Source organism: Lutimaribacter marinistellae, assembly GCF_042648365.1.
Lineage (GTDB): Bacteria > Pseudomonadota > Alphaproteobacteria > Rhodobacterales > Rhodobacteraceae > Lutimaribacter_A > Lutimaribacter_A marinistellae.
On record NZ_JBHRXI010000015.1, the window covers coordinates 82,151 to 97,785 of the forward strand.

General features: G+C 64.2%; 13 protein-coding genes. 5 read left to right on the plus strand and 8 right to left on the minus strand.

What is annotated here, in order from left to right; all coding sequences use genetic code 11:
* Positions 1-2: 2 nt before the first annotated feature.
* The 3 genes from ACFORG_RS13920 to gyrA all read right to left on the minus strand — a co-directional run bounded on the left by ACFORG_RS13920 (position 3) and on the right by gyrA (position 4,209).
* Positions 3-395 (minus strand): hypothetical protein, encoded by a 393-nt coding sequence (locus ACFORG_RS13920; protein WP_386736142.1) that lies wholly within the window; start codon positions 393-395, stop codon positions 3-5.
* 107 nt (positions 396-502) lie between these two features.
* The gene (locus tag ACFORG_RS13925; RefSeq protein WP_386736143.1) at positions 503-1,414 is read right to left on the minus strand and encodes a LysR family transcriptional regulator; all 912 of its coding nucleotides are present in this window, start codon (positions 1,412-1,414) and stop codon (positions 503-505) included.
* A 65-nt stretch (positions 1,415-1,479) separates the two neighbouring features.
* On the minus strand, positions 1,480-4,209 hold the full coding sequence (gene gyrA / locus ACFORG_RS13930; RefSeq protein ID WP_386736144.1) for a DNA gyrase subunit A: 2,730 nt from the start codon (positions 4,207-4,209) through the stop codon (positions 1,480-1,482).
* Positions 4,210-4,398: 189 nt separating this feature from the next.
* On the opposite strand from gyrA, the gene ACFORG_RS13935 reads away from it, so the two are divergent.
* Positions 4,399-4,668 carry an usg protein gene (locus tag ACFORG_RS13935; RefSeq protein ID WP_386736145.1) on the plus strand — a complete coding sequence of 90 codons (270 nt, stop codon included), beginning with the start codon at positions 4,399-4,401 and terminating at the stop codon, positions 4,666-4,668.
* A gap of 284 nt (positions 4,669-4,952) precedes the next feature.
* Here ACFORG_RS13935 and ACFORG_RS13940 read toward each other — a convergent pair whose 3' ends face one another.
* Positions 4,953-5,906: a radical SAM protein gene (locus ACFORG_RS13940; RefSeq protein ID WP_386736146.1), complete on the minus strand. Its 954-nt coding sequence runs from the start codon at positions 5,904-5,906 to the stop codon at positions 4,953-4,955.
* A gap of 171 nt (positions 5,907-6,077) precedes the next feature.
* Between ACFORG_RS13940 and zwf the strand changes: the two genes are divergently transcribed.
* Genes zwf through pgi form a run of 3 tightly spaced genes read left to right on the plus strand, consistent with a single transcriptional unit; the run spans position 6,078 to position 9,804 of the window.
* Positions 6,078-7,520 carry a glucose-6-phosphate dehydrogenase gene (gene zwf / locus ACFORG_RS13945; RefSeq protein WP_386736147.1) on the plus strand — a complete coding sequence of 481 codons (1,443 nt, stop codon included), beginning with the start codon at positions 6,078-6,080 and terminating at the stop codon, positions 7,518-7,520.
* Complete coding sequence (gene pgl, locus ACFORG_RS13950) at positions 7,517-8,188, plus strand: 6-phosphogluconolactonase (protein ID WP_386736148.1); 672 nt, start codon at positions 7,517-7,519, stop codon at positions 8,186-8,188. Before zwf ends, pgl begins: the two co-directional genes overlap by 4 nt.
* An 11-nt stretch (positions 8,189-8,199) precedes the next feature.
* The gene (gene pgi, locus ACFORG_RS13955) at positions 8,200-9,804 is read left to right on the plus strand and encodes a glucose-6-phosphate isomerase (RefSeq protein WP_386736149.1); all 1,605 of its coding nucleotides are present in this window, start codon (positions 8,200-8,202) and stop codon (positions 9,802-9,804) included.
* A 63-nt stretch (positions 9,805-9,867) separates the two neighbouring features.
* On the opposite strand, the gene ACFORG_RS13960 is transcribed toward pgi, so the two are convergent.
* On the minus strand, positions 9,868-10,341 hold the full coding sequence (locus ACFORG_RS13960) for an acyl-CoA thioesterase (RefSeq protein WP_386736150.1): 474 nt from the start codon (positions 10,339-10,341) through the stop codon (positions 9,868-9,870).
* A 116-nt stretch (positions 10,342-10,457) separates the two neighbouring features.
* Here ACFORG_RS13960 and ACFORG_RS13965 point away from each other — a divergent pair, with 116 nt between their 5' ends.
* A complete protein-coding gene (locus ACFORG_RS13965; RefSeq protein WP_386736151.1) occupies positions 10,458-12,077 on the plus strand; it encodes a long-chain-fatty-acid--CoA ligase in 1,620 nt (539 codons plus the stop codon).
* 398 nt (positions 12,078-12,475) lie between these two features.
* Here ACFORG_RS13965 and ACFORG_RS13970 read toward each other — a convergent pair whose 3' ends face one another.
* From ACFORG_RS13970 to ACFORG_RS13980, 3 genes are read right to left on the minus strand one after another with little or no spacing between them, the layout of a single operon-like run.
* Positions 12,476-13,867, minus strand: coding sequence for an ABC transporter ATP-binding protein (locus ACFORG_RS13970; RefSeq protein ID WP_386736152.1), 1,392 nt, complete (start codon positions 13,865-13,867; stop codon positions 12,476-12,478).
* Complete coding sequence (locus ACFORG_RS13975) at positions 13,864-14,694, minus strand: ABC transporter permease (RefSeq protein WP_386736153.1); 831 nt, start codon at positions 14,692-14,694, stop codon at positions 13,864-13,866. The genes ACFORG_RS13970 and ACFORG_RS13975 overlap by 4 nt, the downstream gene beginning before the upstream one ends.
* Positions 14,691-15,635 carry an ABC transporter permease gene (locus tag ACFORG_RS13980; protein ID WP_386736154.1) on the minus strand — a complete coding sequence of 315 codons (945 nt, stop codon included), beginning with the start codon at positions 15,633-15,635 and terminating at the stop codon, positions 14,691-14,693. Before ACFORG_RS13980 ends, ACFORG_RS13975 begins: the two co-directional genes overlap by 4 nt.

Genomic DNA, 15,635 nt, shown 5'->3' on the forward strand with positions numbered 1-15,635 from the left:
CCTCAGGCCGTCAGGTTCCAGCCCCTGGCGTGCAGGGCAAAGGCGCCGCCGCCACGAAAGAGTACCGGGATCGCGAACAGCGCTGCGGCTGCAAATTCGGCGAGGTGCCACTGGAAAGCGGCGCTGTCATGCGTGGTCATGACCAGCATGAACGACAGAGCGAGCCCCCAAACGGCGAGGATCCGGCTGCAAATCCCGAGGACCAGCCAGCTTGCCGCCCACAGGCAAAGGCCCGCGATCAGGTAGGGGGCAAGGATCAGCCCGAACTGTTCGCCCAGTGGTGTGATGGTAGAGGGGCCGAGGGAGGGGATGAAGAAAAGAACTGCCTGCTTGATCAGCAGCGCTGCGACGGCGCAGCGGCAGAAAGCCCGGAAAATCGGGTAAGCGTGTAGCACGATATTGCCTCAGGGTTGTTATTTTTTGCTACGATCACCGTATCCCGTGTGTATCACAATGGGATTTTCTGCAACTGCGCCGTTGCGGGTTTTCCCAGAGGCGGGGTTTATCCCGCTGCGGACTGGGTGACCGTCACGCCGTCCAGCCATGCCCGGGTTGCCTCGCGGCTGCGGCGGAACTCCTCGTCGATCCAGCGCGCCACGAGCTTGATGGCAGGGTCGTCGCGCCGGCTTTCATGGTAACACAGGTGGATCGACAGCGTGTGGCTGTGGGTGTCGATCGAATGGGGAATCAACCCCGGCCACTGCCGCGCGACGATGTCCGGCAGGACACCCACGAGGTTCGAGGCAAGGATCACGCGCGCGCAATCGTCGTAATTCTGGACCCGGCAGGTCGGGGTGCCGCCGTGGAGTGTCGAGGCCCATTCGCCCGACCCGTAATTGTCATGCATGCGGGCCAGCGTGACCCAGTTGTTCCAGTCGGGCGTGACCCCGCGACGGGCGTAGACATGGAAGTGGATCGACCCGAGAGAGCGCACGATCAAGCGCCCTTGCGAGGGGATCACCGGGGTCAGCATCATGTCGCTTTGACCCAGTGTGACGGCGGGCGCCTCGTGATCGAGGGTCAGCCGGATGTTCGGGGCGCGTTCGCGCAGGCCGCCCAGTTCGGGGCACAGCACGTGGCTGATGACCGTGGGCGGGCCGCTGACGGTGAGATCGAGAATGCGCCCGTCATCCAGCCCCGGCAGCGTAAGCGCGTTCTGGTGGCTCAGAAGACGGCTGGCGAATTGCGACAGGTCGTCGAAGAACTCGGCAAGCGCGGGGTTCGGCTGCCAGGTGCCCGAGCCTTTGATGTAGACCTCGGTTCCCAGCGCTTCCGAAAGGCGGGCGAGGCGGCGGGAGACGGTGGCCGGGTCAGCGTGAAGGAGCCGTGCCGCGCCGCTCATGCTGCCGGTTTCGAGGACGGCCGCACAAAAGCGCAGGTCATCCCAGTTCAGCTTGCCCGAGGAAAAAGGCATGGCGGGTCGTTCCTGGAATTAGGATGAAATGGCGGCCGGGCGCCGGGGCCGGGCCGCCTGCGGGCTTATTCCTGGCCCTCGTCCTCGCCCTGGTCGGCGATCCATGCGACCGAGACAACCTCCTCGCCGGCACCAGTGTCAAAGACCTTGACCCCGCCTGCGCTACGCGAGCGGAACGAGATGCCATCGACCGGGACGCGGATGGACTGCCCGCGCGAGGTTGCCAACATCACTTGGTCGTCTTGTTCAACGGGGAAGCTCGCCACGATGTCGCCGCCGCGCATGGTCTTTTCCCACGCAGTGACACCCATGCCGCCACGCCCGCGCACCGGGTAATCATGGCTGGAACTGAGCTTGCCCAGACCCTTGGCCGTGATCGTCAGGATCAGGTTCTCGGCCGCCGACATCTCGGCATAGCGTTCCTGCGGCAGCGGGCTGTCGGCGTTGCCTTCGTCCTCGGAGGCGTCGACCTCGTCGGTCAGGCCGGCCATGGCGCGGCGCATCTTGAGGTACGACGCGCGTTCGTCGGACTGGGCGTCGAAATGCCGGATGACCGACATCGACACGACTTCGTCACCATTGTTCAGCTTGATGCCGCGGACCCCGGTGGAGTTGCGGGAGTTGAACACGCGCACTTCGGGTACCGGGAAGCGGATGGCCCGGCCCGAGTTGGTGACGAGCATCACGTCATCATCCTCGGAGCAGATGCGGGCGTTGATCAGCCGCATGTCATCTTCCTCGAACTTCATGGCGATCTTGCCGTTGCGCATGACGTTTGTGAAATCCGAAAGGCGATTGCGGCGCACGCTGCCCTTGTTGGTGGCGAAGACGATCTGCAGATCGTCCCATTCCGTCTCGGCCCGGTCCACGGGCATGATCGCCGCGATCGACACGCCCGTCGGGATAGGCAGGATGTTGACGATGGCCTTTCCCTTGGAGGTCCGTCCGCCGAGCGGCAGGCGCCATGTCTTGAGCTTGTAGGCCATGCCGTCGGTCGTGAAGAACAGAAGCTGCGTATGCGTGTTCGCCACGAAGAGCGAGGTCACAACGTCGTCATCCTTGAGCGTTCCGCCTGACAGCCCCTTGCCGCCGCGTTTTTGCGCCCGGAAATCGGCAAGCGGGGTCCGCTTGATGTAGCCGCCCTGGGTGACGGTGACGACCATGTCCTCGCGCTCGATAAGGTCCTCGTCTTCCATGTCGCCCGACCAGTCGGCGATCTCGGTGCGGCGCGGCACCGCGAACAGCTCGCGCACCTCGCGCAGCTCATCGGCGATGATGCCCATGATCCGCTCGCGCGAGCCAAGAATCTCGAGATATTCCTTGATCTTGCCGGCCAGCTCTTCCAGCTCGTCGGTCACCTCTTGCACGCCAAGCTGCGTCAGGCGTTGCAGGCGCAGTTCGAGGATCGCGCGGGCCTGTGCCTCGGAGAGGTTGTAGGTTCCGTCGTCGTTCACCGGATGCAGCGGATCGTCGATGAGCCGCAGATAGCCCACGATCTCGGCCGCGGGCCAGCGGCGTTCCATCAGCTTGGCGCGCGCCTCGGCGGCGTCGGCGGAGGCGCGGATGGTGGCGACAACCTCATCGACGTTCGATACGGCGACGGCCAGACCGCACAGGATGTGGCTGCGCTCGCGCGCCTTGCGCAGGTCGAAGGCGGTGCGGCGGGCGACGACATCCTCGCGGAAATCGATGAAAGAGGTCAGGAAGCGGCGCAGGGTCAGCTGCTCGGGGCGGCCACCGTTGAGAGCCAGCATGTTGCAGCCGAACGAGGTCTGCATGGGTGTGAAGCGGTAGAGCTGGTTCAGCACCACGTCGGGCGTTGCATCGCGTTTCAGCTCGACCACCACGCGCACGCCGTTGCGGTCGGATTCGTCCTGCACATGGGCGATCCCCTCGATCCGCTTGTCGCGTGCGGCCTCGGCGATCTTTTCGATCATCGCGGCCTTGTTCACCTGGTAGGGTATTTCATCCACGATGATGGCGTACCGGTCCTTGCGCAGCTCCTCGACCCGCGTCTTGGCGCGGATGATCACACTGCCGCGCCCTTCGAGATAAGCCTTGCGCGCGCCGGAACGGCCCAGCATCACGCCGCCGGTCGGAAAGTCGGGGCCGGGGATGTAGTCGATCAGCTGTTCCGAGGTGAGGTCGGGATCATCGATCAGTGCCAGCGTGGCGTCGACGACTTCGCCAAGGTTGTGCGGCGGGATATTCGTCGCCATGCCGACCGCGATGCCACCGGCGCCGTTGACCAGCATGTTGGGGAACCGCGCGGGCAGGACCGTCGGCTCGCGGTCCTTGCCGTCGTAGTTGTCCTGGAAGTCGACGGTTTCCTTCTCGATATCGGCAAGCATGTAGGCGGCGGGCTTGTCCATGCGCACCTCGGTGTAGCGCATGGCCGCCGGGTTATCGCCGTCCATCGAACCGAAATTGCCCTGGCCGTCGAGCAGCGGCAGCGACATCGAGAAATCCTGCGCCATGCGGACAAGCGCATCGTAGATCGCGCTGTCGCCGTGCGGGTGATACTTACCCATCACGTCGCCAACGGGGCGCGCGGACTTGCGGTAGGGCTTGTCGTGGCTGTTGCCGGATTCGTGCATCGCATACAGGATGCGGCGGTGAACAGGCTTGAGCCCGTCGCGCAGGTCGGGGATCGCGCGGGAGACAATGACCGACATGGCATAGTCGAGATACGAGCTGCGCATCTCGGATTCGATGGAGACGGTCGGCCCGGTGGGTGCCGGGCGCTCGGCGGGCATTTCGTCCATGTTCTCAGGGGGTTCCGGCGTATCGCTCACGTGTTCTGCCCGTTTTTTGTTCGCATCTATATCTTGTGTGCGCACTCTATCAGACCCGGCATATCGGGTGCAATGGTTGCCGGTATCTTGCCTTGGCAGCCTCCGAGGGAGACTGCCAACATACTGTTTTCGTTGCTTTTTCACGAAAGCTTGGAATCATGTTCCGTACGAGGCACGAAAGGAGAGGCCATGGAGCAATCTGAAACGGAACTGATGTTGAAGGGGTACGGGCTGACCACGGCGAATTTCTTCTATCACATGCCGGACCATGCGCATGTGCTGAACACCTTCATCTGGCAGGATTACGACATTGCCCCGGACCACCCGCGGCTGTTCAAGTTCATCGAGTTCTGGCAGGAAGAGATCGAGGGGCCCTTGCATTCGGTGAGCTTTACCCACCGCAAGATGATCCGGCCCGGGGAGTGGCGGCAGGTCGTGGGCGAATTCCGGCTGAACTGACCCCGCACGTTACGATCCGAGCGGATCGACGGCGCCGGAAAAGCACGTGGAGCCTGTTCGAACGCGGCCCGACAGGGGTGCAGATGTCAGGCCGGAAGCTTCTGTTCGGGCTCAAAAGGCGCTGGTCAGACAGGGGCTCCCGCCCCCTGCGGGGGCCGCGCTGGCGCGCGACCTCCTCGGTGTTGGGCCGGGCGCCCGTTCCGGGCGCGGCATATGGCGAGGCTCTGCCTCGCGCTCCGGGATATTTTCAGCAAGAGGAAAGCACGCGGACGGGCCAGGGAATGTCAGGCCGAGCAGGAGGCGCCGCCGAGAACGCAGAATATCGCGCAATGGGGATGGTTGAGATGCACGGCGCCTTCGGCCTCGGCCAGGGTTTCTCCAAGCTCGAATTCCGGCGTATAGGGCAGGAGGGTGCAGGCGAGCACTGCGGGGCGGTCGGCGCCCTTGCGTTTGACGACCATGCGCGAGGAGGCGCACATTACCGACGCGGGCGATTTGCCGAGTATATCCCAGCAGGCGGTGGTGATCTCCGGCACTTCGGCGGTTTCGTCCATTTCGGGGAATAGCACGGTCTGGCCGGGATCTGTCGCGTCGATGGTGAACCCGTGCCGGGCGTAGAGCGCGGCGAACCCTGCTCGGGCCTCGGCCTCGGTCTCGTCCCACATGGTGCGGGCGGCCACGGCCATCGGGATAGCGGTATCGCGCAGCCATTCCATCCCCTCGATCGAGCGGGCGAAGCTGCCCGTGCCGCGTTCGGCATCGTGATGCGCGGCGGTATAGTGATCGAGCGAGATACGCAGGGTCATCCGGCCCGGGAAGTCACGGTTGAGAGTTTCGAGGCCCCTGCGCATGGCCGGACGCATCATCGGGCGCATCGCGTTGGTCAGGATCAGCACGCGGTATCCGCGCGTGAGAGCGGCGCGGACCATGCCGATCATCTGTGGGTTCATGAACGGCTCGCCGCCGGTAAAGCCGATCTCGGACACGGTCCAGTTTCGGGCCGCAAGCTGGTCGAGGTAATCGGTGACCTCGGCCTCGGTCAGGTAGACCAGCGCGTCATTGCTGGGCGAGGACTCGATATAGCAGTTGAGGCATTCGATATTGCAAAGCGTTCCGGTGTTGAACCACAGCATCTGCGGATCGGTGAGCGCGACGGAGGCGCGGGGCTGGCCGTCGAGCGTCACGAATTTGTCTTGGAACTTGGCCCTGTTGGCGTCTTGCGGGGCGTGGTCTTTCATGCTGTTGTCCGGCCTGCCTGTTGTGGTCTTTTGCCCGATTTAGCCCATCGCCGTGCAAAAGGCCATTTCCGCCACCACACGGTGACGCGCTTGTGAAGCCGGGGCGGATCAGGGGATGCGGACGGGCGTTCGGGTATGGATCGAAAGCGGGCGCGAGGGTAAGCACGGACCATGGTTTCACGCGTCATTCCTGTCGATCCGTTCGACCTCGTGATTTTCGGCGGAACCGGCGATCTTGCCATTGGCAAGATCCTGCCGGCACTTTTCCGGCGTTGGCGGGCCGGGCAGATACCTGAAGATGCGCGTGTGATCGGCGCGGCGCGGGCAGATCTGGACGATGACAGCTATCGTGCGCTGGTCGCGGGCGCGCTTGCGCCGGAGGTTGGCGCGGGAGGGGACCTCGACGGATTCCTTGGCATTCTGGAGTATCGCCGGATCGATGTTGGCGAGGCGGCGGGCTGGCCGGACCTGGCCGCACGGCTGGCGGGCAGCGGGGACCGGGTTCAGGCCTTTTACTTTTCGGTCGCGCCGGGGCTGTATGGCGCATTGGCCGAGCGGTTGCAGGCACACGGGCTGGCCGGCGCGGGTACGCGGGTCGTGGTGGAAAAGCCGTTCGGCAGCGATCTGGCCAGCGCGCGGACGCTTAACCGGGACCTCGCCGCCCATTTCGACGAAGGTCAGATCTACAGGATCGATCACTACCTGGGCAAGGAAACGGTTCAGAACCTGATGGCCGTTCGCTTTGGCAACATGCTGTTCGAACCGTTATGGAACAGCCAGTATGTCGATCACATCCAGATCACCGTTGCCGAAACCGTGGGGGTCGGCGGGCGCGGGGCCTATTACGATGGTGCGGGTGCCATGCGCGACATGGTCCAGAATCACCTGATGCAGCTTCTCTGCCTGATCGCGATGGAACCGCCAGCGCGGTTTGCGCCCGATGAGCTGCGCGACGAAAAGCTGAAGGTGATCCGCGCACTGGATCCGGTCTTGCCGCATCACATCGTGCGGGGGCAGTATGAACAGGAAGGTGACGGGTACCGTGCTGCGGTGGGCAATCCGCGTTCGCGCACCGAAAGCTACATCGCGCTGAAGACGCATATCAGCAACTGGCGGTGGGCAGGTACACCATTCTACCTGCGTACCGGAAAACGGCTGGTGGCGCGGTCCTCGGTCATCAACGTCATGTTCAAGGATGCGCCGCATTCGATCTTTGGTGCAGAGGCGGGGCGGCATGCGAATGTCCTGTCGATCAGGCTGCAGCCGAACGAGGGGATCACGCTGAAGGTGACGATCAAGGAACCGGGACCCGGGGGGATGCGTCTGGTGGATGTGCCATTGGACATGAGCTTTGCCGAGGCGCTTGCAGCCGAGGATCATGACCGGCCCGACGCGTATGAGCGGCTGATCATGGACGTAATCCGTGGCAACCAGACGCTTTTCATGCGCGGGGACGAGGTCGAGGCCGCCTGGGCCTGGACGGACCCGATCATCGCGGGGTGGGAAGCGCGTGGCGATGTGCCCAAACCCTATGACAATGGCAGCACGGGACCCGGCGACGCCGAGCTGCTGATGCAACGCGACGGACGCCGGTGGCAGGGGATAAAACCATGAACTTCATCAAATATGCCGACCGCGATCTTCTGGCTATCGACGTTGCCAACATCATTGCCGGCAAACTGAAGGCGACCCTGCTGCACGAGGATTACGCGACCTTGGCCGTTCCCGGCGGCACCACGCCGGGGCGGATCTTCGATGCGCTTTGCGCCGCGACGCTGGACTGGGATCGGGTTTTCGTGCTGCCCACGGATGAGCGTTGCGTGCCGCCGGATCACGAGCGGTCGAACGCGCGGCTGATCCGCGAGCGGCTTTTGGTCAACCGCGCTGCCGCGGCGACCTTTCTGCCGTTGTATCCCGGAAGCGGTGAACCCGAAGACTCGCTGGCCGAGGTCGAGGCGATGCTGACGCCGCGGCTGCCGCTTTCGGTGCTGATCCTCGGCATGGGCGAGGACATGCACACCGCCTCGCTCTTTCCGGGGATGGAGGGACTCGAGGCCGCACTGGCGGCCGATTCGCCGGTCCTGGCGGTGGCGCGGCCCGAAACCCAGCCCGAGCCGCGGGTGACGCTGACCGGGCCTGTCCTGAACGGTGCCATGTCCAAGCACCTGATCCTGAAAGGCCCCGAGAAGCGTGCAGCGCTGGAGCGGGCATTGTCCATGCCGCCCGAGGAGGCGCCGATCGCGGCGGTTCTCGACCAGATTTCCGTCCATTGGGCCGAATGAGGAAACCGCGCATGTTTGACGAGCTGACACGGCTGGCCGCGCGGGGCACGACCCGGATCATCGACCTTTTCGATGCAGACCCCGACCGGGCCGGGCGGTTCTCGGTCGAAACCGGGGGGCTGCTGCTGGACTATTCGAAAACGCGGATCGACGATGACGTTCTGTCGGCGCTTCTGGCCCTGTGCGAGGCAAGCGGGTTGGCCGGACGGCGCGCTGCCATGTTCTCGGGCGTGGCGATCAACGAGACAGAGGGCCGAGCAGTACTGCACACGGCGCTGCGCAACCTTGATGGCGGCCCTGTCGACGTTGATGGCCGTGACGTAATGGGCGATGTCCGCGAAACCCTGGACCGCATGGGGCGGTTTGCGGCAGGGGTGCGCGATGGCACGATCGCCGCCCCGGCGGGCGCGTTCACCGACGTGATCAATATCGGCATCGGCGGGTCGGACCTTGGCCCGGTCATGGTGACGGGCGCGCTGGCACCCTATCACGACGGGCCGCGCGTGCATTACGTATCGAATGTCGACGGGGCGCATCTGGCCGATACGGTCAAGGGGCTGGACCCCAGGCGCACGCTGGTGATCGTTGCGTCGAAATCCTTCACCACGATCGAGACGATGACAAACGCCCGTTCCGCGCGAGAGTGGATGGAGGCGGGCGGCGGCGATCCGGCAAGCCAGTTCGCCGCAGTCTCGACCGCGTTGGACAAGACCGGGGATTTCGGCATCCCCGAAGAGCGGGTGTTCGGCTTTGCCGATTGGGTCGGCGGGCGATACTCGGTCTGGGGGCCCATCGGTCTGCCGGTAATGATCGCGATCGGTCCGGAGGATTTTGCGGCCTTTCTGCGCGGCGGGCAGGCGATGGACGGACATTTCCGCGCGGCCCCGTGGGAGGCGAACCTGCCGGTGATGCTGGCGCTTTGCGGGATATGGCACCGACAGGTTCTGGGATATCCGACCCGTGCGGTTCTGCCTTACGAGCAGCGGCTTGCCCGGTTGCCGGCTTATTTGCAGCAGCTCGAGATGGAATCGAACGGCAAGCGCGTGGCGATGGATGGCGGCACGCTTGAGGTCTCTTCAGGTCCGATCGTCTGGGGGGAGGCGGGCACCAACGGCCAGCACGCGTTCTATCAACTGATCCACCAGGGGACCGACATCATCCCGTGCGAGTTCATGGTGGGCGCCGAGGGGCACGAGCCCGACCTGATCCATCACCACAGGTTGTTGGTCGCCAATTGTCTGGCGCAATCCGAAGCGCTGATGCGTGGCCGGTCGCTGGACGAGGCGCGCGCGTTGCTGTCGGGCAAAGGGCTGACGGGGCCCGAACTGGAGCGGCAGGCGCGTCACCGCGTGTTCCCCGGCGACAGGCCGTCGGTAACGCTGGCCTATCCAAAGCTGACCCCGCATGTCCTGGGCCAGATCGTGGCGCTTTATGAGCATCGCGTTTTTGTCGAAGGCGTGATCCTTGGGATCAATTCCTTCGATCAATGGGGCGTGGAGCTGGGCAAGGAACTGGCGACTTCGCTTGGCCCGGTGGTGGAGGGTGTCGAAAGCGCGACCGGCAAGGACGGGTCGACCGTGGCGCTGGTCGATTACGTACTGCGCCACGGCGGCTGACCGCGCGCCGTTCCATTCAGTAGTTCGGTAAGTGGGGAAGGGATCGTCCGGAAAGGGCGTCTTTCACTCCGCGCGAGCGCCATCGCGCTCCACCAAGGCGTGCCGCAGCGAATCCGGCAGCGTCAGCTTGCCCGAGCCGTCATCTGCCAGCACGACCATCACCGCGCGCAGCGTGGCCCGCAGGTCGCCCGACCAGAGCTGCTGTTCCATCACGAAAGAGCTTTGCCTGAAGGATGTGACACGCGCCGTGGCGATGTACGGCTCCGCCGCGACCATTTCGCGGATATACTGGATCTCGGCAGAACGGATGACCGGACGGGGGCCGGGCTGGGTTGTGAAGTAAGGGCCGAGAAAAGCGTCGAAATAGGCCACGCGCAGTGACTCGAACCAGCCGAGATAGGCCTTGTTGTTCACGTGGTCGAGCGGGTCGAGTTCGGAGTAACGGACGCGGTCGGCAATCGCGAGCGGTTGCGGCGCGGCGAGGCCGGCCGCCTGCTGTTCGGCGGCCGTAAGAGGCGTGAGAAAGCGCAAGGTCATGAAAACGCGCTACATGTCGTAGCGGAAGAGAGCAAGCGCGCAGTTGTCATTCCCCCAATGTCTTGGCAGGCTGCGCGGCGCAGAACACATGCAGGCCAATCGGGGAGGAGACCGCCATGCTGGGACTGATGATGACGAAACCGTTGCTCATCTCGTCGCTGATCGACCATGCCGAACGCTATCACGGGGCGACGGAAATCTGGTCGGTCGAGACGACAGGCGGCGTGGAGCAGACAAGCTGGGCCGAGATTGCCGCGAATGCGCGCCGGCTCGGCTCGACCCTTGCGGGCAAGGGGTTCGAAGCGCAGGCGCGCATTGCCACCATCGCCTGGAACAACCGGCGTCACCTCGAGGTCTATTTCGGCAGCTCCGGCGCGGGTTTCGTTTGCCACACCATCAATCCGCGCCTGCATCCCGAACAGCTGGTCTATATCATCAACCATGCCGAGGACCGGGTGCTGTTCATCGACGCGACCTTTGTTCCGCTGGTGGCCGCGGTGCGCGACAAGCTGGAGACCGTCAAGCATGTCGTGGTGATGGGCCGTCGCGACGAGGCGTTGGCCGAGAAACTGCCGGGCCTTGAATTTTATGACGACTGGATCGATGCGGGCGATGCCGGGTTCGCCTGGCCGGAGCTTGACGAGAACACGGCCTCGTCGCTTTGTTACACCTCGGGCACGACAGGAAACCCCAAGGGCGTGCTGTATTCCCATCGCTCGACACTGTTGCACGCCTTTGCGTCCAATACACGCGACGTGATCGGGTATTCGGCGATGGACGTGGTGATGCCGGTGGTGCCGATGTTCCACGTCAACGCCTGGGGCGCGCCCTATGCCTGCGCGATGTCGGGCAGCCGCATGGTCATGCCGGGGCCGGACCTGCATGGCGAGGCGTTGGTAAAACTGATCGACGAATACGGCGTGACGCTGGCCATGGGCGTGCCGACGATCTGGCAGGGGCTGCTGGCCTATGCCGGGAAGTCGGGAAGCACACTGTCCAGCCTGGAACGAACGGTGATCGGCGGGTCGGCCTGTCCGCCTTCGATGATCGATGCGTTCCGTGAAAAGTACGGCGTGGAAACGGTCCACGCCTGGGGCATGTCCGAGATGAGCCCGCTGGGCAGTTCCAACCATCCGCTGGCCAAGCATCGCGACCTGCCGCTCGAGGATCAGCGCAAGCTGCGCGAGAACCAGGGTCGTCCGCCCTATGGCGTCGAACTGAAGATCGTCGACGACGCGGGCAACACCCTGCCGCAGGATGGCGTGACGCAAGGCGACCTGATGGTGCGCGGGCACTGGGTGCTGACGGATTACTTCCGCAAGGAAGGCGAGGGCCTGTTGGAGGACGGTTGGTTCGCGACGGGCGATGTCGCCACGCTGGACCCGGACGGATACATGACGATCCGCGACCGCTCCAAGGATATCATCAAGTCCGGTGGCGAGTGGATCAGCTCGGTCGAGTTGGAAAACATTGCCATGGGTCACCCCGAGCTTGACAGCGCCGCCGCCATTGGTTTGCCGCATCCCAAATGGGATGAGCGCCCGGTGATCGTCGCCGTCAAGGCCGAAGGGGTCGAACTGTCCGAGGACAAGGTGCTGCATTGGTTCGACGACAAGGTCGCCAAGTGGCAGATCCCCGACCGGGTCGTCTTTGTCGACAACCTGCCGCTTGGAGCCACGGGCAAGGTGCTGAAACGTGAGCTGAAAGAGCAGTTCAAGGACCTTCTGACCGGGTAACACAGCGGCGCGCGGATGGTTTTCCGTTGCACCAGAAGTAACGCCTGCCGAGGTTTCGTTCGGCAGGCGTTCGATTTCCCTGAGGAGTGTCCTTGTTCACGGCGGCGCGCTCAGCGGTGAAAGCAACGGCGCACCGCTTGCAGCAATCGGTACGTATTGCCTTCGGCTTGATAAACGGGCGACACCCGGTGGACCACACCGAGGGGCAACTGGGCGAGACGCTGGGCTGTGTGGTAGGCAAACCCGTCGCAAGTCTTTGCCTGCGGTGCCTGCGCACGCCGCGGGAGCATCGGCCGGAACCCGTTGCTTCACGATCCTTCTCCTATCGGCGGAAGAGACGGCTATTCGGTCACCGCTGCTGTTGGTTCAATGCCTGCTTCACGCGTGCGGTGTTAAGATCACGATGACAGATCCACAACGCGATCGGCCCAGGCCTCGACCATGGCCCTGTCGTGGGTGACCAACACGACGGAGATACCTTCCCGCAGGCTGATACGGGAGATGAGGTCCAGCGTGTCTTTCTGCGTGATCGGGTCGAGGCGGCTGGTTGGTTCATCGGCAAGCAGGACCTTGGGGCGCACGGTCAGAGCGCGCACGATGGATATCCGCTGGAGTTCGCCGCCCGAAACGGAATCCGGGGTCCGGGCAAGCAGATCCGGTGCCAGACCGAGTTCGCCATACGTGTCCATTACCTCGTCCCATGACCTGTCGTGCAGGTCCGCAACATCGCGAAGGCTTCGACCCAGCGTAACGTGCCGCGGAAAGGCGGCGGGCGGGTCCTGATAGAGTTTCTGCACCGAGTACCTATCCAGATGGGCGGCCCGTTTGATCGTCCCTTCGACCGGCTTGATCAGCCCGGCCAAGGCGTCGAGCAGCGTGCTTTTCCCGATCCCGCTTGGCCCGGTGATCGCCACACGCTCTCCCTCGTGCAAGGTGAGGTTGAAACCTCGTACCAACACCCTGTCCCCACGCGAGAGGGCGACATCCTGGGCCGTCAAGATCGCTCGCCCGGGATTGGAACGCGGCGTGTCTGGCCATTGGCTGGGGTCAGCCGCAAGCAGTTTTTTCGTGTAATCGGCCTGCGGGTCGGTGAGAACGTCGAGCGTCTGACCCTGTTCGACCACGTTGCCATGGCGCAGTACCATGATCCGCCCGCCGAGGGCTCTGGCGGCAAAGGCCTCGTGCGTGATTGTCAGCAGTGTGCCACCGGTGTCCGGCACATCACGCAGGAGCGAGACGACCTTGTCCCGCCGGTCGCTGTCCAGCCCCTTGGTTGGTTCATCCGCGAGCAGGATCGGTGCTCGGCCCGCGGTTGCCGCGGCAAAAGCCACACGTTGGGCCATTCCGCCCGACAGTTGACCGGGCAGGCGCGGCTCGGCCGCTTCGAGACCGAGGGCGACGAAATCGTTCGCAGTGGCCTGTTTCGCATCGCGTTGCGTTCGCCCGCCGACATGCACATGGGTCTCGGCCACCTGCCGCCACGAGGCCATCAGCGGACTCAGCGCCAGCCAGGGTTCCTGCGGGAGAGTCGCGATCTCGCGCCCCCAGAGCAGGGCGCGTTCTGCCGGCGGCAACCGGTCGACCCGCCGCCCGTTGATCGCGATTTCGCCCTCCATGCGGAGCGAGGCGGGCAACGTACCAAGAATGGCCTGGGCGATCAGGCTTTTTCCCGCGCCGGTTTCGCCCATGACGACGAACACATCGCCCTCGCCCAGTGAAAAGCTGACGGGGCCCAGCAAGCGGTGTGCGCCGGTAAAGACCGACAGGTCCTTGATGTCCAGGGCAGTCATTTTCTGTGCAAGCCTCCGACGCTCAGGTGTAGGGCGAGAACGGTGATCACGAGACAGCAAACCGGTTGCAGGATCAGGAAGGGTGCCTCTCGCCAATAGGGGAGAAGCTCGGTCATCATCACGCCCCATTCCGCCGTTGGCGGGCGGACGCCGACGCTGACGAACCCAAGTGCGGCGACGGCCGTGACTGCCGTCGCCGCACCGAAGGCGCCGACGGTCATCAGGCCCGGGCCGATTTCCGGCACCAGATGGCGCAGCAAGATCATATGCGGCGGCAGCCCCAGCAGGCGCGAGGCTTCGACCGCCGGTTCGGCGAGCACGACGCGGGCGCGCTGGCGGGTGTAGCGAAAGTACTCCACCCAGAGTGTCAGGGAGATGCCCACGTAGAGCGCCCACCACGAACCGGGTGAAATTGCCGCCAGCATCAAGACCAGAAGCAAGCCCGGCAGCGCGAGGATGGCGTCTGCAAAGCTGCTCAGAGCCCGATCCGTCCAGCCGCCGAACCAGGCGGCCAGCACGCCAAGCAGCGTACCGGGTATCCCGGCGGTCAGCACCGACAGGGCTGCCAGCGAGAGAGAGAGCTGCGCGCCCGAAAGAAGCCGCGCCGCCATGTCTCGGCCCAGGTGATCGGTTCCCAGCAGGTGGTCCGCGCCAGGCGGCTGTCGCGCTTCCAGCAAGGATTGCTTGGCCGGATCCTGACCGACAAGATCGGGACCGATCAGCGTGCAAACCGCCAGAATGGTCAAAAGCGTCAAGCCCGTCGCACGGCTGGCCCCGATCCGAGGCAGGCGCATCCGGCGCGGTTGAAATTGTGCCAGATCCGTCATGCCGTGCGTGTCCTTGGGTCAATGCCCCGACAGGCGAGGTCGATGAAGAGGTTCAGGACGACATAGATCAGCCCAAGCGTCAGTGCCGTGCCCTGTACCATGGCGATGTCGCGCGCGAAGATCGCATGCACCAGCGCATGCCCGATCCCGGGCCATGCAAACACGGTTTCGACGATGACGACGCCTTCGATCAGGTAAGCCATCTGGACGCCGATATATGTAACTACAGGTAATGAAGCGTTGCGCGCCACATGTCGCGTCATCGTTACCCGTGCTGAAAGCCCCTTGGTGCGGGCAAACAAGCGCCATTCGGCCGCCATGGCTTCGACGACCGCGTCGCGGACCACGCGGTTTGAAACGGCGGCAAGCCCCAGGCCCAGCGTGAGCGAGGGCAGGACCAGGTGCTGTATCCCCCGGAACCCGGCGACGGGAAACCAGCGCAGTTGCACGGCGAAGACCAGTACCAGCACGACACCTAGTGCAAAGGCCGGGATCGCGCGCAGAAAAACCGATACGCCCAGCATGGTCCGGTCCAATGTACCTCCGGGGTTCAGACCGGACGCGATGCCCACCGGTACCGCAATCAGGATTGACGTAAGCACCGCACCCGCCGCCAGCAAAAGGGAGTAACCCAATTGCGTTGCAATCTCTTCGACTATCGGTGTGCCGTAAACCAAGGACCGACCCAGGTCGAATTGCGCAAGCGCACCCAGCCAATCCAGCAATTGTACGCCCCAATGCCGGTCGAGGCCCAGTTCCTGCCGCACCGCCTCTGCCGCGGCGGCGTCCATCATGTCATATCCGTATCTTCCCGCGGCGATGCGATAAGCAGCATCTCCGGGCAGCGCCTGCATCATCGCGAAACTGACGATACCGACGATGACCGCCACGATAACGGCTTGCAGCCCTCGCTGTGCGAAGGCTGCCACGAACGGGTTCAT